Here is an 18,840-nt window from a genome sequence, read left to right on the forward strand (position 1 = left end):
CGACGCGTGCTGTGCAGTCCGCGTGCTGCCCGATCGCTGCGACAGGGATCAGCAAGTAAGGAGAGCTACCGACAAGTGGCTGCCAACGACTCCAACGCATCGGGCAACAAGCAGGGCTACGGTGCCTCCTCCATCACGGTCCTCGAGGGCCTGGAAGCGGTGCGCAAGCGCCCTGGCATGTACATCGGTTCCACCGGTGAACGCGGTCTGCACCACCTGATCTGGGAGGTTGTGGACAACTCGGTCGACGAGGCGATGGCCGGCTACGCGACCCGGGTCGACGTCACGCTGCTGGAGGACGGCGGTGTCGAGGTCGTCGACGACGGTCGTGGCATCCCCACCGGCATGCACGCGCAGGGCATCCCGACCGTCGAGGTCGTCATGACGCAGCTGCACGCGGGCGGCAAGTTCGACTCCGACTCCTACGCTGTCTCCGGTGGTCTGCACGGCGTCGGTATCTCGGTGGTCAACGCGCTGTCGAGCAAGCTGGAAGCCGAGATCGACAACGACGGCTACCACTGGACCCAGGTGTACAAGGACGCGAAGCCGGGCAAGCTGATCCAGGGCGAGCCGACTCAGCGCACCGGCACGACGATCCGGTTCTGGGCCGACCCGGAGATCTTCGAAACCACCACCTACAACTTCGAGACGGTGGCGCGCCGCCTGCAGGAGATGGCCTTCCTCAACAAGGGCCTGACCATCACGCTGACCGACCAGCGGGTCACCGACTCCGACGTCATCGACGAGATCGTCAGCGATACCGCCGAGGCGCCCAAGCACGTCGAGGACGGTGTCCAGGCGCCGGTCGAGCACAAGGTCAAGACCCGCACCTACCACTATCCGGGCGGCCTGGTGGACTTCGTCCGCCACATCAACCGCACCAAGTCGGCCATCCACAACTCGGTCGTCGGCTTCACCGGCAAGGGCACCGGCCACGAGCTCGAGGTCGCGATGCAGTGGAACTCGGGCTACTCCGAGTCGGTCCACACCTTCGCCAACACGATCAACACCCATGAGGGCGGCACCCATGAAGAGGGCTTCCGCGCGGCGCTGACCACGGTGGTCAACAAGTACGCCAAGGAGAAGAAGCTCCTCAAGGAGAAGGACGGCAACCTCACCGGCGACGACATCCGCGAGGGCCTGGCCGCCATCGTGAGCGTCAAGGTCGGCGAGCCGCAGTTCGAGGGCCAGACCAAGACCAAGCTGGGCAACACCGAGGTCAAGTCGTTCGTGCAGCGCGCCTGCAACGAACACCTGCAGCACTGGTTCGAGGCCAACCCGGCCGACGCGAAGACCATCGTGCAGAAGGCGGTGTCCTCGGCGCAGGCACGCATGGCCGCCCGTAAGGCGCGTGAGCTGGTGCGCCGCAAGTCGGCCACCGATCTGGGCGGGCTGCCAGGCAAGCTGGCCGACTGCCGCTCCAAGGATCCGGGCAAGTGCGAGATCTACATCGTCGAGGGTGACTCCGCAGGCGGCTCGGCCAAGTCCGGCCGCGACTCGATGTACCAGGCGATCCTGCCGCTGCGCGGCAAGATCATCAACGTCGAGAAGGCCCGCATCGACCGCGTCCTCAAGAACAACGAGGTCCAGTCGATCATCACCGCGTTCGGCACCGGTATCCACGACGAGTTCGACATCGCGAAGCTGCGCTACCACAAGATCGTCCTGATGGCCGACGCCGACGTCGACGGCCAGCACATCGCGACGCTGCTGCTCACGCTGCTGTTCCGGTTCATGCGCCCGCTGGTCGAGCACGGTCACGTGTACCTGGCCCAGCCGCCGCTGTACAAGCTCAAGTGGATGCGTTCGGATCCCGAGTTCGCCTACTCCGACCGCGAGCGCGACGCGCTGATCGAGGCAGGCCTGGCCGCGGGCAAGAAGATCAACAAGGACGACGGCGTCCAGCGCTACAAGGGTCTGGGCGAGATGAACGCCAAGGAGCTGTGGGAAACCACCATGGATCCCTCGGTGCGGGTGCTTCGTCAGGTGACGCTCGACGACGCGGCCGCGGCCGACGAGCTGTTCTCCGTGCTCATGGGCGAAGACGTGGAGGCACGTCGCAGCTTCATCACCCGCAATGCCAAGGACGTCCGCTTCCTCGACGTGTAACCGGTGCAGCGCCGTAAGCGCGCGCCCGTGAAGCATGTCAGGCCCTCGAAGGAGATTTGATGACTGAGACCACGCTGCCGCCCTCCGGTGGTGCGGGCGACCGGATCGAACCGGTCGACATCCAGAACGAAATGCAGAGCAGCTACATCGATTACGCGATGAGCGTGATCGTCGGCCGCGCGCTGCCCGATGTGCGCGACGGCCTCAAGCCGGTGCACCGGCGCGTGCTCTACGCGATGTACGACAACGGCTACCGCCCCGACCGCGGTTACGTGAAGTCGGCCCGTCCGGTCGCCGAGACCATGGGTAACTACCACCCGCACGGCGACGCGTCGATCTACGACACCCTCGTGCGCATGGCCCAGCCCTGGTCGCTGCGCTATCCGCTCGTCGACGGCCAGGGCAACTTCGGCTCCCGCGGCAACGACGGCGCGGCCGCAATGCGATACACCGAGTGCCGCCTGACGCCGCTGGCGATGGAGATGCTGCGCGACATCGACAGCGAGACCGTCGATTTCGTCCCCAACTACGACGGTCGCTCGCAGGAGCCGACTGTGCTGCCCGCCCGCGTGCCCGCCCTGCTGATGAACGGCAGCAACGGCATCGCGGTCGGCATGGCGACCAACATCCCGCCGCACAACCTCAACGAGCTGGCCGAGGCCATCTACTGGGCGCTGGAGAACTACGACGCCGACGAGGAAACCACCCTCGCCGCGTGCATGGAACGGGTCAAGGGCCCGGACTTCCCGACCCACGGCCTGATCGTCGGCAGCCAGGGCATCCACGACGCCTACACCACCGGCCGCGGTTCGATCCGCATGCGCGGTGTGGTGGAGATCGAGGAGGGCAGCCGCGGTCAGACCCAGATCGTCATCACCGAGCTGCCGTACCAGGTCAACACCGACAACTTCATCAACTCGATCGCCGAGCAGGTCAAGGACGGCAAGATCGCGGGTATCTCCGATATCCACGACGAGTCCTCCGACCGTGTCGGCATGCGCATCGTGGTGACGGTCAAGCGCGACGCGGTCGCCAAGGTCGTGCTGAACAACCTGTACAAGCACACCCAGCTGCAGACCAGCTTCGGCGCGAACATGCTCTCGATCGTCGACGGCGTGCCGCGCACGCTGCGCCTGGATCAGATGATCCGGTACTACGTCGACCACCAGCTGGAAGTCATCGTCCGGCGCACCCGCTACCTGCTGCGCAAGGCCGAGGAGCGGGCCCACATCCTGCGCGGCCTGGTCAAGGCGCTCGACCTGCTCGACGAGGTCATCGCGCTGATCCGCCGCTCGGCCAACACCGACACCGCGCGCACCGGCCTGATGCAGCTGCTCGACATCGACGAGATCCAGTCGACCGCGATCCTGGACATGCAGCTGCGCCGCCTCTCGGCACTGGAGCGTCAGCGCATCATCGACGATCTGGCCAAGATCGAGCTCGAGATCGCCGACTACAAGGACATCCTGGAGAAGCCGGAGCGCCAGCGCGCGATCGTGCGCGACGAGCTGGCCGAGATCGTCGAGAAGTACGGCGACGACCGCAGGACCAGGATCATCGCCAGCGACGGTGACGTCGCCGACGAGGACCTGATCGCCCGCGAGGACGTGGTCGTCACGATCACCGAGACCGGCTACGCCAAGCGCACCAAGACCGATCTGTACCGGTCGCAGAAGCGCGGCGGCAAGGGCGTGCAGGGCGCGGGCCTCAAGCAGGACGACATCGTCAAGCACTTCTTCGTGTCGTCGACCCACGACTGGCTGCTGTTCTTCACCAACAAGGGCCGGGTCTACCGGGCCAAGGCCTACGAGCTGCCCGAGGCCAACCGGACCGCGCGCGGCCAGCACGTGGCCAACCTGCTCGCGTTCCAGCCGGACGAGAAGATCGCCCAGATCATCCAGCTCAAGACCTACGAGGACGCGCCGTACCTGGTCCTCGCGACACGCGCGGGCCTGGTGAAGAAGTCCAAGCTCACCGATTTCGACTCCAACCGCTCCGGCGGCATCGTCGCGGTGAACCTGCGCGACGACGACGAACTGGTCGGCGCGGTGCTGTGCTCCTCCGACGACGATCTGCTGCTCGTCTCGGCGCACGGCCAGTCGATCCGGTTCTCCGCGACCGACGAGGCGCTGCGCCCGATGGGCCGCGCCACCTCCGGTGTGCAGGGCATGCGCTTCAACGCCGACGACGAACTGCTCTCGCTCAACGTGGTTCGCGAGGACACCTATCTGCTGGTGGCGACCGCGGGCGGCTACGCCAAGCGCACCGCGATCGAGGAGTACACCGCGCAGGGTCGTGGCGGAAAAGGCGTATTGACAATTCAGTACGACCCGAAGCGTGGCAGCCTGGTCGGTGCGCTCATCGTCGACGACGAGGACGAGTTGTACGCGATCACTTCCAGTGGTGGCGTCATCCGCACCGCAGCCAAGCAAGTTCGTAAAGCCGGACGCCAGACAAAGGGCGTGCGATTGATGAACCTCGCGGATGGCGATACCTTGCTAGCGATCGCGCGCAACGCCGACGAGCCCGATCCCGATCAGCTCACCGGCGACGCGGCTTCGGAGCAATAACCCAATCAGCGGCGGCAACGAACGGATCTGAGGATTCCATTGACCACACCGAATCAGTCGAATGACGATCGGAACCAGACCAACGGCGTCACCGAGCGGATTGCCTCGTCTCCGATCCAGCCGCGGCCGATCCCTCGCCAGGGCGGTCCGGCCGAGGGCGCGGCGCCGGAATCCGGTGCCGCGGGGGGCGAATCGTTCGACCAGTCGACCGTGCGGATGGGTACCGAACCCACGCCGCCCGCTGGTAACGGGCCTCCCGCGGGCAACGGGAAGGGCAAATCGTCGCCCTACCAGGACGGGTGGGCGCAGCTGCCGCAGCGCGAGCCGCAGTCGAACCTGTACCGGCCGGGCGAGGCGCCGAGCCAGGGCCGTCCGTCGACCGGGGCGCCCGCGCCGGCGGGTGGGCTGAAGGGCAGTGGCTCGTCCAACGCCCGCACCACGGCCGACCTGGCGGCCAAGGCGGCCCGCAAGGAAGCGGCGATGGTGAAGTCCGTCGGCATCGACGGGCCGACCCGCAGCATCGCCCGTCCGGAACTGGTCAAGGACATGCCCGATCTGTCCGAGGTGCGGCATCCGACGCCCGACGCGCCGCCTGCTCCGCCCGGCTTGCCGATGGCTCATATTCCGCCGCAGCCTGGTCCGGGTGCCAGGGCCGCCGCTCCCGCGTCGGTCTCGCCGGCGGTGCCGGTGGCCATCGCCGCGGCCGCGTCGGGTGAGCCGCTACGCGCGACGGTGCAGATCCGCCGGATCGATCCGTGGTCGACGTTGAAGATCACCCTGGTGATCAGCATCGCGCTGTTCTTCGTGTGGATGCTGGCCGTCGGCCTGCTCTACATCGTGCTCGCCGGCATGGGCGTGTGGGACAACCTGGACAGCTCGCTGGGCGAGATGTTCAACCAGGAGGGCGGCTCGACGAACCTGATCGACGCGGGCACGGTATTCGGCTACGCCGGCGTCATCGGCCTGATCAACGTGGTGCTGTTCACCGCGCTGGCGACGGTCGGTGTGTTCATCTACAACCAGTGCTGCGATCTGGTCGGTGGCATCCAGGTGACCCTGGCCGATCCGGACTAGAAATCGGTCCTGCCCCGACGGCCGGTCAGCCCCGCAAAAAGGGGCCTGACCGGCCGTTTTGGCTAACAGCGGCCGGGTAGGGTAACCTCGTTCCTCGTTGCGGTTCACTGCTCCGGCAGGGGGCCGAAAACGAGTACGGGCCTATAGCTCAGGCGGTTAGAGCGCTTCGCTGATAACGAAGAGGTCGGAGGTTCAAGTCCTCCTAGGCCCACTCCCGTACATCACAGTAGGGTGGGAATCATGAAGATTGTCCTCACGGTCGGTGTCGTGATCGCGGTTCTCATCGGTATCACCAAATTCCGCAAGCGCGATGACGCAGACCTCTGGCGCGAGGTCACCACCCGCTGATTCGGGTTGCCAACTGGTTTCACCAAGCCAGCAAGGGGCCTTAGCTCAATTGGCAGAGCACTGCCTTTGCAAGGCAGGGGTTAGGGGTTCGATTCCCCTAGGCTCCACTTCTGTGAATTCCTCGGTTTTCGATTTTCTGCTCACCGCAGCTCCCGTCGAGTCGACCTCGACCGATATCGCCGCGATCGCGGCACAGCATCGCGCCCGCAGCGCCGCCTTCGCGAGTTCGATCGATCGCGCGGCCGTCGCCGGATTCGACAGTGCCGGAACAGGTACGGCCTTTCTCGGCGGCTATCAGGAAGCGCTGCACGCGCTGGTTCCCACGCTCGGTTTCGCGGGGCTGACCTCCATGTGCGCGACCGAGGCGAACGGCGCCAAGCCGTCGTCGATGACTACCACCGTGACCGCCGACGGCGCTGTCACCGGCACGAAATCCTTCGCCACGCTCGGCGAGTTCGCCACCAGCTTCCTGGTGATCGCCCGTTCGGGCGAGCAGGCCGACGGCCGCGCCGAGTTGCGGGCGGTGCTCGTGCAGGCCGGACCCGGCACCGTGGTGACGCCGCTGCCCGCGCTGCCGTTCGCCCCGGAGATCCCGCACGCCACCGTCACTTTCGACGCCGCGCCCGGCGAGCTGCTGCCCGGTGACGGCTACGCCGACTACCTCAAGCCGTTCCGCACCGTCGAAGATCTGCATGTGGTCGCCGCTGTGCTCGGACAGCTCGTCCGGGTTGCCCGGCAAGCACCATGGCCCGCCGAGGCCGTAGAACAGCTGCTGGCCCTGTTTGCGGCCGTGCGTGGCGTGAGTACCGAGGACCCGGGTTCGGCAGGCGTGCACATCGCGCTGGGTGGCGTCTTCGAGCGGCTGACGCGTCTGCGTGCCGAGCTCGCGCCGCTGTGGGAGCTGGTCGACCCCGAGACCAGGAGCCGGTGGGAGCGCGACGAACCCCTGCTCGGGGTCGCAGGCAAGGTCAGGGCGCTGCGGCTCGCCGCGGCGTGGCGCGCGGTCGAGGTCACCGGGTGAATTTCCCGAGGCCGTTCTCGTCGAAGTAGTCGAGGGTGAGCGTGCCGTTGTCGAAGATCGCCGAGGAGACGCTGCCGGGCGGTGCGTTCTCGCCGCTCAGCTCGAAGGCGAAGGTGTCGCCGTCCCAGTGCCGCAGCGGGTATCGGCGCTGGGCCGGGCCGAGGGTGAGGACCAGGGCGCCGTCGTCCTCGGCGATCGTGGCCGGGCCCCAGTACTCGTTGGCGTAGGTGCCCGCGTAGCTCGGTAGCGGCTTGGCCGCGGCCGGATTCGCCGGCGCGGACTTGCCGGACAGGTCGCCGACCGGATCGTTGATGGGAGCGATCGCGGCCTGGTAGATGCCGCGCCAGTCCTCGCGGATCTCGCCGAACTGAACGAGATCGCCGAACTCGGCGGTCAGCGCCTCCGGCACGCCGATCGGCGCGGCATTGGTGAGCGCGACGATCGCGACGTCGGCGGACGGGATCGCCAGGAAGTTGGTCGCGGCGCCGAGCGCGAACGCACCGGAGTGGCTGTAGGCCGTGCGGCCTGCGGACGACGTCGAAGAGTTGAAGCCGAACCCGTAGAAGCCAGCCCGTGCTTCCGGCGATGACGCGGGGGAGGAGATCACCTGCGGGCTGATCGCGGGCAGCAGCGCGTCCGGCTCGGCGATGGTCGTGCCGTTGGACGCGCCGTTGCCGAGCACCATCGCCAGCCAGCGGGCCATGTCGTTCACCGAGGAGCTGACACCGCCCGCGGGGGACTGCGGGTCGGGGTTGCGGACCTGTCCGGCGACCCAGTTGCCGTCGACGTTCACGTGGCCGACGGCGCGGTTCGGGCGCGACTGGAAGTCGACGAAGCGGGAACTGGTGGCGGACATGCCGAGCGGGGTGTACAGGGTGTCGGCGCTGAGCCGGTCCCAGGCGGTGCCCGCCGCGGCGGCGACGGCCTCGGCGCCTGCCGTGAGACCGAAGTTGGTGTAGTGGTAGGTGATCCGGAACGGGTCGAGCGGCTCGAGGCGGAGCTTGTCGAGGATCGCGGCCTGGTCGTAGCCGAGGTCCTCCAGCCGGTCACCCGCGTGGTCGGGCAGGCCGCTGCGGTGCGCGAACAGGTCGCCGATGGTGAGCTGGGCGGTGGTGGCCGGGTCGGCCAGCGCGAACGACGACAGCTTCGACACCACGGGTGTTTCCCACTCGACCGTGCCCTTGCCGACCTGGTGGGCGACGACGGTGGCCGCCACCGATTTCGACACCGAGGCCAGCTGGAAGACGGTGTCGGCGTCGACCTTGTCCTGGCCGCCTGCCTCGCGGACGCCGAAGCCCTTGGCATACACGGTCTTCCCACCGTGCACGACGGCGACGGCCATGCCGGGGATGCGGCTGCTGTCCATGAGCGAGGTGGCCAGCTCGTCGAGCTTCGCCACCGCCTTGTCGACCGCGTCGTCGGGGAGCGCGACCGCGGCGACCTGGTTCGGTGGCAGCTGCTCGGTGGTGGTCGCGACGGTGTGCTCGTCGCCGGCTTCTCCGCTGCAGCCGACAACGACAGCCATCGAAACGACGAGCGCCGCGATCGCACCCTTGGCAGGCACCATGGGCAGACGATAGACCTGGTTGCGGGTTGATCGCGGGAACGTGGCTGGACTGTGACGATCTGCTACCGGGTGTACGCACCGGTAGCTCGAGCTGCACCTTGCCGGAAAATGGGGAGCGGGCCTCGGCGAAGGGGGGGAGTTAGCCGAGGCCCGCGTAGGGTCGGCCCGGGGGGGAGGGGCCGACGTGAACGATCCTACGCGATGCGGGCGGAATTCGTGTACGCGCAACGAACCAGTTTCCGAAAATTTTCGGCGACCATGGGCGGAGTGGGTGTCCGCATCAGGCGCTGGGGGCGGCGGTTCCGCTGGTCGAGCACCCGACAGTTGTCTTACGTCGCGTGGAAAAGGCTGGTACGCAACGTTTTACGAAAAAATGCCGGTGAACAGGTTCTCGTCGTACCTGTGTCCGTGCCCCGGATACCGGGGGCTTGCCTTTCACGGCACGGCCGGAAAATCCGTCCGATTCGTCGCGTGTCGCAACAGCTCGGCATGTCGAACAAATCTGTACATCGGGGTACCCGACGGCGGGCAAAAGGGGATGCGACTTGTCGGTGGGTACCGCAATACTGGGGCAACAGCGTTGAACCACGACATCAGGAGAATCATGCCCGACGCAATCGTCGCCGAGGGTCTGGTCAAACGGTACGGGCAGCTCGTCGCCCTGGACGGGCTGGATCTGGCCGTTCCGGAAGGTACCGTCACCGCACTTCTCGGCCCCAATGGCGCGGGAAAGACCACGACTGTCCGCGTTCTCACCACTTTGCTCATCCCCGACGAGGGCAGTGCCACCGTCGCGGGGATCGACGTGCTCCGCAATCCCCAGGCCCTGCGTTCCCGGATCGGCGCATCCGGGCAGTACGCAGCCGTCGACGAATACCTCACCGGATTCGAGAATCTCGAAATGGTGGGCAGGCTCTATCACCTCGGCACGCAGCGCAGTAAGGAACGCGCGCGCGAACTGCTCGACCGTTTCCGCCTCTCCGACGCCGCCGACCGGCCGGTGAAGGGCTATTCCGGCGGTATGCGCAGGCGCCTCGACCTGGCGGGCGCGCTGGTGGCCAACCCGCCGGTGCTGTTCCTCGACGAGCCGACCACCGGTCTGGACCCGCGTGCCCGGCTCGACCTGTGGGACGTCATCGAGGAGCTCGTGGCGGGCGGCACCACGCTGCTGCTCACCACCCAATACATGGACGAGGCCGATCGGCTGGCCGACTCGATCGCCGTCATCGACCACGGCAAGGTGATCGCCCGCGGCACCGCCGACGAACTCAAGGCCATCGTCGGCGGCGACCGCATCGAACTCACCGTCGCCACCGCCGATCAGCTCGGGCCTGCCCAGCAGGCGCTGGCCGGGCTGGCCGACGGCGAGATCCACCTCGAACCGGGCCTGCGCCGGGTCACCGTCCCGGTGGCCAACGGCTCGCAGGACCTGGTCACCGCGATCGGCAGGCTCACCGAGCAGAAGGTGCAGATCAACGACGTCGCGCTGCGCAGACCGTCGCTCGACGACGTCTTCCTCACCCTCACCGGGCACGAGGCAGAGGAACTGGTCAACGGCGATGCCGCGGCGCAGACCGTCGGAGCCGAGGAAGGACTGAACCGATGAGCACCACGCTGAACAAGGCGGTGGACGTGCGGGGCCCCGGGCTCGGTGAACGGCTCTCGATGGTCGTCAGCGACAGCGTCACCATCGCCAAGCGCAATGTCATCAAGATCAAGCGCGTGCCCGACGTGCTGGTCTTCACGACGCTGTCGCCGATCATGTTCGTGCTGCTGTTCGCCTACATCTTCGGCTCGGCGATCCAGATCGAGGGCGTCGCGGGCGGCTATCGCGAATTCCTGATCGCGGGCATCTTCGCGCAGACCGTGGTCTTCGGCGCCACCTTCACGGGCGCGGGCCTGGCCGAGGACATGCAGAAGGGCATCATCGACCGGTTCCGGTCACTGCCGATGGCGCCGTCGGCGGTGCTGGTCGGCCGCACGATCAGCGACGTGGTGATCAATATCGTCAGCCTGGTCGTCATGTCGCTGACCGGCCTGATCGTCGGCTGGCGGATCCGCGGGTCGTTCCTGGACGCGGTGCTCGCCTACGCGCTGATGCTGCTGTTCGCCTACGCGCTGTCGTGGATCATGGCGGTCGTCGGACTGCTTGTGCGCGCGCCCGAGGTGTTCAACAACGCCAGCTTCATGGTGATCTTCCCGCTGACGTTCATCTCGAACGCGTTCGTGCCGCTGGAAAGCCTGCCGGGGCCGCTGCGCGTCTTCGCCGAATGGAACCCGGTCTCCGCGCTCACCCAGGCCGTGCGCGACCTGTTCGGCAACACCAACCCGTTGGGTCCGCCCTCGGATGCCTGGCCGATGCAGCACCCGGTGGCCACGACGCTGATGTGGATCGTGGTGATCCTGATCGTGTTCGTGCCGCTGGCTCAGGTGCAGTACAAGAAGTCCGTCAGCCGCTGACGGTTCAGTGCGCGCCGGTCTCCGAGACGGGGGCCGGCGCGGCACCGTTGCGGGAGTAGCCGAGGCGCGGCGGTTCGGCAGCGGGCTCGGGAAGTTGCGGACGCTTGCTGCGGGCCAGCAGGGCCAGGGCGCCTGCCCCGGCGATCGCGAGGGACGCGATGAGCGGGTTACGAAGCTTCATACGACCACTCTACGAGACGCTCCCATCAGGTTCCCGGCGTCACACTGGGCCCGTGGCACCATATTCGCGTGACCTCACCCCATCAGACGGCCGTGGCGACGCTGCACACGAACCACGGCGATATCAAGATCGCGCTTTTCGGTAACCACGCTCCGAAGACGGTGCGCAATTTCGTCGGTCTCGCCGACGGCAGCGCGCCCTACACCACCGAGAACGCCGGTGGTACCGAGGCTGGCCCGTTCTACGACGGCGCCGTCTTCCACCGGGTGATGCCGGGGTTCATGATCCAGGGCGGCGACCCGACCGGCACCGGCCGCGGTGGGCCCGGCTACGAATTCGGCGACGAGTTCCACCCCGAATTGCGCTTCGACCGCGGCTACCTGCTGGCCATGGCCAATGCGGGGCCGAGCACCAACGGTTCGCAGTTCTTCATCACCGTCAGCGCGCAGCCGCACCTGAATCGCAAGCACACCATCTTCGGTGAGGTGGTCGATCCCGATTCGCGCAAAGTCGTCGACGCGATCGCCGCGGTGAAGACCGATCGCAACGATCGCCCGGAGGAGCCGGTCGTGATCTCCTCGATCAGCATCGGCTGATCGAGCAGTACACAGCAGAACTCCCCGCCGCGCACTGCGCGACGGGGAGTTCTTTGCTTCACGTGAAACGTTGCGGGCTCAGTCGGCCACCGCGGCGAAGCCGTTGACGACCAGCGCGTCGTAGACATCGTGCGGATTGGTGCCGAGATCCCAGCGGCCGAAGATCAGCAGCCGCTCCGAGCCCTCGTGCTGGACGTCGATCTCGAGCATCGCCGACTTCCGGCCGAGGCGGCGGTAGGAGACCATCCGGATCCGGTCGATGCGGTCGAGCGGGTACTCCTTCGGCCCGGTGAGCGTGCCGACCACCAGGCGCGGCGCGGGGCCGGACACCATGGTCAACCGGGGGCGCTGCCGGAAACCGAGCACGGCCATCCCCAGGACGGCGACCGCGGCCAGGCCGACGAGCAGCCTGCTCGGTCCGTCCTGGGCGAGCACGGCGGCCACGACCAGGATCAGGCCACCGCCGGAGACGGCGACCAGACCAGCGGTGGGAGTTGTCCACGAGGTGCCGCCTGCGGAATCCACAGCGTTCACGCGGCCTCGTCCCCCATTGCTCCTCGAGTTGTCCACAGCTTCATCCACAGGTGTGCATGAATAACACCGGTGTAATCCGGCGCGTACCTGCTGGTCAGCGCCATCGCATGGTCATGATCAGGCCGATGACCATCAGGCCGAACCCGATCAGGAAGTTCCACGCGTTGAGATCGTTCATCCAGCCGATCTGCTCGGCGGCCAGGTAGTACACCAGCAGCCAGACGAGGCCTGCCAGCATGAAACCAAGCATGATCGCGACGTACCAAGCCGGCGACGGGCCCGCCTTCACCTTCACCGGGGTGCGGCTGGCAGGGCTCGGGGTGTAGTCGGCCTTCTTACGGACCTTGGACTTGGGCATGACGTCCTCGAATTCGGAATACAGGTAACTACTAGGCTATCCCACCAGGTATTGGATGCGACGACCTACGGGGTCGCCACGTACTCTCGACGCATGCGTGTTCTGGTCGTCGACAACTACGACAGCTTCGTGTTCAACCTGGTGCAGTACCTCGGCCAGCTTGGTGCCGAGGCCGTGGTCTGGCGCAACGACGACCAGCGCCTCGCCGACCTGGACACCCTGCTCACCCGCGGCGACGAGGGCGGGACCTTCGACGGCGTGCTCGTCAGCCCGGGGCCGGGCAGCCCCGACCGGGCGGGCGCCAGCATCCCGCTGGTGCACGCGGCGGCCAAGCATCAGGTGCCGTTGCTCGGCGTGTGCCTCGGGCACCAGGCCATCGGCGAGGCCTTCGGCGGCACGGTCGACCGGGCGCCGGAGCTGCTGCACGGCAAGACCAGCCAGGTGTTCCACCTCGGCTCGGGCGTGTTGGCCGGCCTGCCCGACCCGTTCACCGCCACTCGCTACCACTCGCTGACCGTCCTGCCCGAGACGATCCCGGACGAGCTGGAGGTCGTCGGCCACACCGAAAGCGGGATCGTGATGGCCATGCGCCACCGCACGCTGCCGATCCACGGCGTGCAGTTCCATCCCGAGTCGGTGCTCACCCAGGGCGGGCACCGGATGCTGGCCAACTGGCTCGAGGTGTGTGGGCAGCGCCCCGCCGAGGCACTGGTGTCGGCGCTCGAAGCGGAGGTCGCCGCGCTGGTGACCCAGTGAGGCCATATGTACTGCTGTCGGTGGCTGCCAGCCTGGACGGCTATATCGACGACACGAGCGCCCAGCGGCTGCTGCTGTCCAACAGCGCGGATTTCGACCGGGTCGACCAGGTGCGGGCCGAGTCCGACGCGATCCTGATCGGCGCGCAGACGCTGCGCGCCGACAATCCCCGGCTGCTGGTCAACAGCGCCGAACGCAGGGCCGACCGGGTGTCGGCGGGTAAGCCGGAGTATCCGGTCAAGATCACCGTCACCGCCTCCGGTGAGCTCGATCCCGAGCTGCGCTTCTGGCATTCAGGCGGCGACAAACTCGTCTATACCTCCGACGCGGGCGCGGCGACGCTGGGTGACCGGCTGGCTCGACTGGCCGAAGTCGTCGCGCTCGGCCCCGAACTCGCGCTGTCCGCGCTGCTCGACGATCTCGGCGAGCGCGGTATCCACAGGCTGATGGTCGAGGGCGGCACCGGGATGCACACCGGGTTCCTCGCCGCCGACCTGGTCGACGAGATCCGGCTCGCGATCGCGCCGATCCTGGTCGGCGACCCCGCAGCGCCGCGGTTCGTCGGCCCCGCCGAGTTCCCCGGCGGTGCACAACGCCGGCTGCGCTTGGCGGGTGTGGAACAACTTGGGGATGTCGCTGTGCTGAAGTACCTGGTCGGCGACGCGGACGAGTGAGTTCGCTAACCGGTCCTGTGTTCGAAATCATGGGACCGACCTGCGGAAATATCACTGTCCACAGTTTGTCGAACGAATCGCTGCACACCTGAACATGACCGACTCCACATCATGCGACAGTTGTGGATAACTCCCGACCAGCAGGGGAATTCGATGAGCGCAGACAGTGCCGAGAGCACCGACCACCGATTCATGCACAGGGCGATCGACCTGGCCAGGAACTGTCCGCCCAGCACAACGGCCTACTCGGTGGGCGCGGTGATCGTCGCCGACGGGGTGGAGATCGCGACCGGCTGGTCGCGCGAGACCGACGAGAAGGTGCACGCGGAGGAATCGGCGCTGAACAAGCTCGACCCCGGCGACCCACGGCTGACCAGGGCGACGATCTACAGCACGCTCGAACCGTGCTCGACCCGCGCCACGGCGAGCCGACCGCCGTGTACCGACCGGATCCTGGCCGCCGGTATCCCGACCGTCGTCATCGCCTGGCGCGAGCCGAGCCTGTTCGTCGCCGCGTGCGAGGGTGTGGACAAACTCCGCAAGCACGGTGTGCGCGTAGTGGAGCTCACCGACCTGGCCGAGGAGGCCATGTCGATGAACACGCACCTCGATCTGAGCTGAGGCTCAGGGCCGCCCGTAGATGGCGGTCACGAACTCGCCGAGCTGATTGTCGTCGAGGTGCCTGGCCAGATCGGCCTCGCTGATCATGCCGACCAGCCGCTTGTTCTCGATCACCGGCATCCGCTTGACCCGATGACTCTCCATCTGGTCGAGCACGTCTTCCACATCCGCGTCCGCGCTGACCCAGCGCGGAGTCGACTCGCACAGTTCGGCCGCGGTCGTCGTTTCGGGGGACAAACCGAGCGCGATGCACTTCACGACGATGTCGCGGTCGGTGATGATGCCGCACATGCGTTCGTCGTCATCGGCGACGACGAGCGATCCGACGCCGAGATCGGCCATCGCCGTCGCGGCGGTCGATACGGTGTCGCCGCGGGTGATCCACTGCGCACCGGGCTTCATGATGTCCCTGGCCGTGGTCATAGGGCTACCTCCTCGTTCAGCGTTGCTGGTTGGGATGAAGCAGCCTCATTCTGCGCCCGCCGCGCCGCGGCGGGTAGGTTCTCCACGCAATCGAGACCTCAGCGCGGAATCGGTGAAGCACCTACCTGCAGCACGACATTGCTGGTCATGGTGACCGAGGACCCCGCCGCCGGACTCTGCCCGACGACCTTGCCCGACGCACTGCCGTCGAGCGTGATCACCGTGGTCTGGCTGAGCTGACCCGTCCAGCCGACCGCGCGCAGCTGTTCCTGCGCCTGGGTCGGGGTGAGCCCGCTCAGATCGGGGACGATGATCCGGTCACCGGCCGAGACCTGCACGGTGATGGTCGAGCCCTTCTCCGCGGTGCTGCCGCCGGCCGGGTTGGTGGAGAGCACCTGCCCCCTCGGCGCGGTCGACTTCACCTCCTGGATCTCGACCTTGAACCCCGCGCTGTCGACCAGATTCGGCTGGGCGACAGCGATGTCCTGGCCGACCACCGTCGGCACCCTGATCTGCTCCGGTCCCGAACCGATGGTGACGACGATCGGCTGATCGATGTCGACCCGCACCCCCGCGCTCGGCTCCTGCGAGATCACCTTGTCGGTCTCGGCGGTGCTCGACGCCTTGCGCGCCACGTTCGGGTTCAGCTGCAGCCCGATCGAATTCAGCTTCTGCTCGGCCTCGGCCTGCGTGAGACCGGCCAGCCGCGGCACCTGGACCTGCGAGGGACCGGTCGAGACCTGCAGGGTGACGGTGCTGCCCTCGTCGATCCGGGAACCGCCGAGCGGCTGGGTCGCGATGACATTGCCCGGCGTCACCTTGCCGTCCGGCTTCTGCAGCACGGCGACCTTGAACCCGGCGTTCTGCAACGCGGTCTGCGCCTGCTGGGAGGGCTGACCCGACACATCGGGCACGGCGACCTGGCCGGGCTTGCTACCCGGCCCGACCAGCACCCAGAACAATCCGAAGGCCACCGCGAGCGCGGCGGCGACACCGAGCGCGATCAGACCGGTGCGATTACGGCCCTCGGCGGGCGGCGCGAGCGCGGCCTGCTCGGAGGTGTCGTCGCGGCGATCACGGAACGTCCGCGGGGAAGGCTCGTCGTCGTAATCCATGATGGTGGTGCGATCTTCGTCGTTCATCACCATCGGCGCGATCGGCTTCTGCCCGCCGAGCACCCGGATCAGGTCGGCGCGCATCTCCGCGGCCGTCTGGTACCGGTTGGCCGGGTTCTTGGCCATCGCCTTGAGGATCACCGAATCCAGTTCGCGCGGCACGCCGGGATTGACCGACGACGGCAGCGGCGGATCCTCCTTGACGTGCTGATACGCGACCGCGACCGGCGAATCGCCGGTGAACGGCGGCTGCCCGGTGAGGATCTCGAACAGCACACAGCCGACCGAGTACACATCGGATCGGGCGTCGACGGTCTCGCCGCGCGCCTGTTCCGGCGAGAGGTACTGGGCGGTGCCGATCACCGCGGCGGTCTGGGTCATCGGGTTGGAGCTGTCGGCGATCGCGCGGGCGATACCGAAGTCCATCACCTTCACCGCACCGGCGCGGTTGATCATGATGTTGGCCGGCTTCATGTCGCGGTGCACGATCCCGGCCTTGTGACTGAAATCGAGCGCGGCGCACACGTCGGCCACGACTTCCATCGCCTTGCGCGGCGCCAGCGGGCCCTTGCCGCGGACGATGTCACGCAGGGTGTCGCCCTCGACGTACTCCATGACGATGTAGGGCAGCGGCCCGCCGTCGACGGTGGCCTCGCCGGTGTCGTACACCGCGACGATGGCCGGATGGTTCAGCGCGGCCGCGTTCTGCGCCTCCCGCTTGAACCGCAGGTAGAACGTGGGATCGCGGGCCAGATCGGCCCGCAGCACCTTGATCGCGACGTCGCGCGAGAGCCGCACGTCGCGTGCCCTGTGCACCTCCGACATGCCGCCGAACCCGATGATCTCGCCCAGCTCGTACCGCGAGGAGAGATTCTTCGGGGTGGTCATGGTTGTCCTTGTGACGGAGTGTTGTCGACGGTGATCTTCGGGCCGAGCGCGTTCGGCGCGTCGGGGAACGGCAGGTCGAGCGTGGGCAGCCGCGGACGTCCGTTGACCGTCGTCGTACCCTCCGCCGGCTTGGTGGTGGTCGGCTTGGTGGTCTTGGCCGTGGTGGTCGGCTCGGGCTTGGTCGTCTTGGTCGGCGGCTGCGTCGTCGTGACCGGCGGTTCCGTCGTGGTGGGCTGCGGCTCCTCGGTGGTGGTCGTCGGGCGCGGCGGCTGCGTGGTCGTCGGCGCCTCGCTGGGCGGCTCGATCACCGGCGGCAGCTGCTTGGTGGTGGTCACCGGCGTGGGCAGCGGTTTGGTGGTCTGCACCGTGGTGGTCGTCGTGCCGGTGCCGCGATTCGGCTCACCGCCGAACAGCAGCCACAGCACACCGCCACCGAGCACCAGCGCGCCGATGCCGAGCGCGATCAGCCACTTCTGGTTGTTGTTCCTGGTCTCGGGCGTGACGGCGGCCGCAGCCGCGGCCTGCGTCGCCGGGCCGGTGTAACCGCCGCCGGGCGTGATCGGCTGCGGCGCCTGGTGGCCGAAGCGCATGGTCGCGCCGTCGTAGTCCGCGGCGGCCGGGATCACCGTGGTCGGGCCGGGCGGCAGGACACGGGTCGCCCCGGTCATCGACGGGCCGACACCCGCGGGCGGGGGTGGCATGTGACCGGCCCGAACCGCCGCGACCGCGTCGGCGAACTCGCCGCCGCTGCTGTAGCGCTGGCTCGGATCCTTGGCCATCGTGATCGCGATCAGCTCGTGCACATTGGCCGGCAGATCGGCGGGCATCGGCGGCGGCGCGTCGCGCACGTGCTTCATCGCGACGGTGATGGCGCCGTCACCGGTGAACGGGCGCACTCCTGCCAGCGCCTCGTAGCCGACGATGCCGAGGGAGTACACGTCGCTGGCCGCGGTGGCGTCCTCGCCGACGGCCTGCTCGGGCGCGATGTACTGGGCGGTGCCCATCACCATGCCGGTCTTGGTCACCGGCGAGGCGTCGACCGCCTTGGCGATGCCGAAGTCGGTGATCTTCACCTGGCCGGTCGGAGTCACCAGGATGTTTCCCGGCTTCACGTCACGGTGCACGACGCCGGCGGCGTGCGCGACCTCGAGTGCGCGGCCGGTCTGCTCGAGCATGTCCAGACCCTGGACGACCGAGAGCCTGCCCATCCGGTTCAGCACCGCGTTGAGCGGTTCGCCCTGCACGAGCTCCATCACCAGGTAGGCGGTCTCGCCGCCGGACGGGTCGGTGGTCTCGCCGTAGTCGTAGATGCCCGCGATCCCGGGGTGGTTGAGCTGCGCGGTGGTGCGCGCCTCGGTCCGGAACCGCTGACGGAACGTCGGGTCGGCGGAGAACTCGGTCTTGAGGACCTTGACCGCGACCCGCCGGTCGAGACGGGTGTCCATCGCTTCCCACACCTGGCCCATACCGCCGGTGGCGATGAGCCGCTGCAGGCGGTAGCGGTCGGCGATCATGGCGCCGTTGTTCAGCATCGGGGCCCCCGTG

General features: G+C 67.6%; 18 protein-coding genes and 2 tRNA genes. 13 read left to right on the top strand and 7 right to left on the bottom strand.

Going from position 1 to position 18,840, the window contains the following annotated elements; genetic code table 11:
• Positions 1-75 precede the first annotated feature (75 nt).
• The 7 genes from gyrB to ACFWF2_RS08800 all read left to right on the top strand — a co-directional run bounded on the left by gyrB (position 76) and on the right by ACFWF2_RS08800 (position 7,122).
• Complete coding sequence (gene gyrB / locus ACFWF2_RS08770) at positions 76-2,109, top strand: DNA topoisomerase (ATP-hydrolyzing) subunit B (protein ID WP_379306086.1); 2,034 nt, start codon at positions 76-78, stop codon at positions 2,107-2,109.
• Between the two features lie 59 nt (positions 2,110-2,168).
• The gene (gene gyrA, locus ACFWF2_RS08775) at positions 2,169-4,679 is read left to right on the top strand and encodes a DNA gyrase subunit A (RefSeq protein ID WP_379306088.1); all 2,511 of its coding nucleotides are present in this window, start codon (positions 2,169-2,171) and stop codon (positions 4,677-4,679) included.
• A 39-nt stretch (positions 4,680-4,718) separates the two neighbouring features.
• The gene (locus tag ACFWF2_RS08780) at positions 4,719-5,753 is read left to right on the top strand and encodes a DUF3566 domain-containing protein (RefSeq protein ID WP_379306090.1); all 1,035 of its coding nucleotides are present in this window, start codon (positions 4,719-4,721) and stop codon (positions 5,751-5,753) included.
• A gap of 137 nt (positions 5,754-5,890) precedes the next feature.
• Positions 5,891-5,964, top strand: a tRNA-Ile gene (locus ACFWF2_RS08785).
• A gap of 29 nt (positions 5,965-5,993) precedes the next feature.
• Positions 5,994-6,101 carry a DLW-39 family protein gene (locus ACFWF2_RS08790; protein WP_211359241.1) on the top strand — a complete coding sequence of 36 codons (108 nt, stop codon included), beginning with the start codon at positions 5,994-5,996 and terminating at the stop codon, positions 6,099-6,101.
• A gap of 34 nt (positions 6,102-6,135) precedes the next feature.
• Positions 6,136-6,208: transfer RNA gene (locus ACFWF2_RS08795), tRNA-Ala, on the top strand.
• Between the two features lie 5 nt (positions 6,209-6,213).
• Positions 6,214-7,122 (top strand): acyl-CoA dehydrogenase, encoded by a 909-nt coding sequence (locus ACFWF2_RS08800; RefSeq protein ID WP_379306092.1) that lies wholly within the window; start codon positions 6,214-6,216, stop codon positions 7,120-7,122.
• Here the strand turns inward: ACFWF2_RS08800 and ACFWF2_RS08805 are convergent.
• Complete coding sequence (locus ACFWF2_RS08805; RefSeq protein WP_379306094.1) at positions 7,112-8,689, bottom strand: serine hydrolase; 1,578 nt, start codon at positions 8,687-8,689, stop codon at positions 7,112-7,114. The two genes, ACFWF2_RS08800 and ACFWF2_RS08805, sit on opposite strands and share 11 nt — an antisense overlap.
• Before the next feature lie 604 nt (positions 8,690-9,293).
• Between ACFWF2_RS08805 and ACFWF2_RS08810 the strand changes: the two genes are divergently transcribed.
• Both ACFWF2_RS08810 and ACFWF2_RS08815 read left to right on the top strand, forming a co-directional pair.
• The gene (locus tag ACFWF2_RS08810; protein WP_379306096.1) at positions 9,294-10,295 is read left to right on the top strand and encodes an ATP-binding cassette domain-containing protein; all 1,002 of its coding nucleotides are present in this window, start codon (positions 9,294-9,296) and stop codon (positions 10,293-10,295) included.
• Between the two features lie 59 nt (positions 10,296-10,354).
• On the top strand, positions 10,355-11,149 hold the full coding sequence (locus tag ACFWF2_RS08815) for an ABC transporter permease (protein WP_379306144.1): 795 nt from the start codon (positions 10,355-10,357) through the stop codon (positions 11,147-11,149).
• Positions 11,150-11,153: 4 nt separating this feature from the next.
• On the opposite strand, the gene ACFWF2_RS08820 is transcribed toward ACFWF2_RS08815, so the two are convergent.
• Positions 11,154-11,330: a hypothetical protein gene (locus ACFWF2_RS08820; RefSeq protein ID WP_189031790.1), complete on the bottom strand. Its 177-nt coding sequence runs from the start codon at positions 11,328-11,330 to the stop codon at positions 11,154-11,156.
• A gap of 68 nt (positions 11,331-11,398) precedes the next feature.
• Here ACFWF2_RS08820 and ACFWF2_RS08825 point away from each other — a divergent pair, with 68 nt between their 5' ends.
• Complete coding sequence (locus ACFWF2_RS08825; protein ID WP_379306098.1) at positions 11,399-11,926, top strand: peptidylprolyl isomerase; 528 nt, start codon at positions 11,399-11,401, stop codon at positions 11,924-11,926.
• A 78-nt stretch (positions 11,927-12,004) separates the two neighbouring features.
• On the opposite strand, the gene ACFWF2_RS08830 is transcribed toward ACFWF2_RS08825, so the two are convergent.
• Positions 12,005-12,451, bottom strand: a complete 447-nt coding sequence (locus ACFWF2_RS08830) for a PH domain-containing protein (RefSeq protein ID WP_379306146.1) — start codon at positions 12,449-12,451, stop codon at positions 12,005-12,007.
• 103 nt (positions 12,452-12,554) lie between these two features.
• Complete coding sequence (gene crgA, locus ACFWF2_RS08835) at positions 12,555-12,818, bottom strand: cell division protein CrgA (protein ID WP_189031801.1); 264 nt, start codon at positions 12,816-12,818, stop codon at positions 12,555-12,557.
• A gap of 93 nt (positions 12,819-12,911) precedes the next feature.
• Between crgA and ACFWF2_RS08840 the strand changes: the two genes are divergently transcribed.
• The 3 genes from ACFWF2_RS08840 (at position 12,912) to ACFWF2_RS08850 (ending at position 14,869) form a co-directional block, all read left to right on the top strand.
• A complete protein-coding gene (locus ACFWF2_RS08840; protein ID WP_378849978.1) occupies positions 12,912-13,574 on the top strand; it encodes an aminodeoxychorismate/anthranilate synthase component II in 663 nt (220 codons plus the stop codon).
• Entirely contained in the window at positions 13,571-14,248 is a 678-nt protein-coding gene (locus ACFWF2_RS08845; protein WP_379306101.1) for a RibD family protein, read from the top strand. The genes ACFWF2_RS08840 and ACFWF2_RS08845 overlap by 4 nt, the downstream gene beginning before the upstream one ends.
• 153 nt (positions 14,249-14,401) lie before the next feature.
• A complete protein-coding gene (locus tag ACFWF2_RS08850) occupies positions 14,402-14,869 on the top strand; it encodes a deaminase (protein WP_379306103.1) in 468 nt (155 codons plus the stop codon).
• Between the two features lie 3 nt (positions 14,870-14,872).
• Here the strand turns inward: ACFWF2_RS08850 and ACFWF2_RS08855 are convergent, their stop codons facing one another.
• From ACFWF2_RS08855 to ACFWF2_RS08865, 3 genes are all read right to left on the bottom strand, one after another.
• Positions 14,873-15,292: a CBS domain-containing protein gene (locus tag ACFWF2_RS08855; protein ID WP_379080992.1), complete on the bottom strand. Its 420-nt coding sequence runs from the start codon at positions 15,290-15,292 to the stop codon at positions 14,873-14,875.
• 98 nt (positions 15,293-15,390) lie between these two features.
• On the bottom strand, positions 15,391-17,295 hold the full coding sequence (gene pknB / locus ACFWF2_RS08860; RefSeq protein ID WP_379306106.1) for a Stk1 family PASTA domain-containing Ser/Thr kinase: 1,905 nt from the start codon (positions 17,293-17,295) through the stop codon (positions 15,391-15,393).
• A complete protein-coding gene (locus ACFWF2_RS08865; protein ID WP_379306108.1) occupies positions 17,292-18,827 on the bottom strand; it encodes a protein kinase in 1,536 nt (511 codons plus the stop codon). Before ACFWF2_RS08865 ends, pknB begins: the two co-directional genes overlap by 4 nt.
• Positions 18,828-18,840: the final 13 nt, after the last annotated feature.

This window comes from Nocardia sp. NPDC060259, from assembly GCF_042728775.1.
Lineage (GTDB): Bacteria > Actinomycetota > Actinomycetes > Mycobacteriales > Mycobacteriaceae > Nocardia.

What these genes read in the sequence shown, in the direction of transcription:
- ACFWF2_RS08815 (WP_379306144.1), top strand. Translation starts at nt 10,355, where the DNA reads ATGGTCGTCAGCGACAGCGTCACCATCGCCAAGCGCAATGTCATCAAG.
- ACFWF2_RS08840 (WP_378849978.1), top strand. Translation starts at nt 12,912, where the DNA reads ATGCGTGTTCTGGTCGTCGACAACTACGACAGCTTCGTGTTCAACCTG.
- crgA (WP_189031801.1), bottom strand. Translation starts at nt 12,818, where the DNA reads ATGCCCAAGTCCAAGGTCCGTAAGAAGGCCGACTACACCCCGAGCCCT.
- ACFWF2_RS08810 (WP_379306096.1), top strand. Translation starts at nt 9,294, where the DNA reads ATGCCCGACGCAATCGTCGCCGAGGGTCTGGTCAAACGGTACGGGCAG.
- ACFWF2_RS08790 (WP_211359241.1), top strand. Translation starts at nt 5,994, where the DNA reads ATGAAGATTGTCCTCACGGTCGGTGTCGTGATCGCGGTTCTCATCGGT.
- ACFWF2_RS08805 (WP_379306094.1), bottom strand. Translation starts at nt 8,689, where the DNA reads ATGGTGCCTGCCAAGGGTGCGATCGCGGCGCTCGTCGTTTCGATGGCT.
- ACFWF2_RS08865 (WP_379306108.1), bottom strand. Translation starts at nt 18,827, where the DNA reads ATGCTGAACAACGGCGCCATGATCGCCGACCGCTACCGCCTGCAGCGG.
- ACFWF2_RS08850 (WP_379306103.1), top strand. Translation starts at nt 14,402, where the DNA reads ATGAGCGCAGACAGTGCCGAGAGCACCGACCACCGATTCATGCACAGG.
- ACFWF2_RS08855 (WP_379080992.1), bottom strand. Translation starts at nt 15,292, where the DNA reads ATGACCACGGCCAGGGACATCATGAAGCCCGGTGCGCAGTGGATCACC.
- pknB (WP_379306106.1), bottom strand. Translation starts at nt 17,295, where the DNA reads ATGACCACCCCGAAGAATCTCTCCTCGCGGTACGAGCTGGGCGAGATC.
- ACFWF2_RS08820 (WP_189031790.1), bottom strand. Translation starts at nt 11,330, where the DNA reads ATGAAGCTTCGTAACCCGCTCATCGCGTCCCTCGCGATCGCCGGGGCA.
- gyrA (WP_379306088.1), top strand. Translation starts at nt 2,169, where the DNA reads ATGACTGAGACCACGCTGCCGCCCTCCGGTGGTGCGGGCGACCGGATC.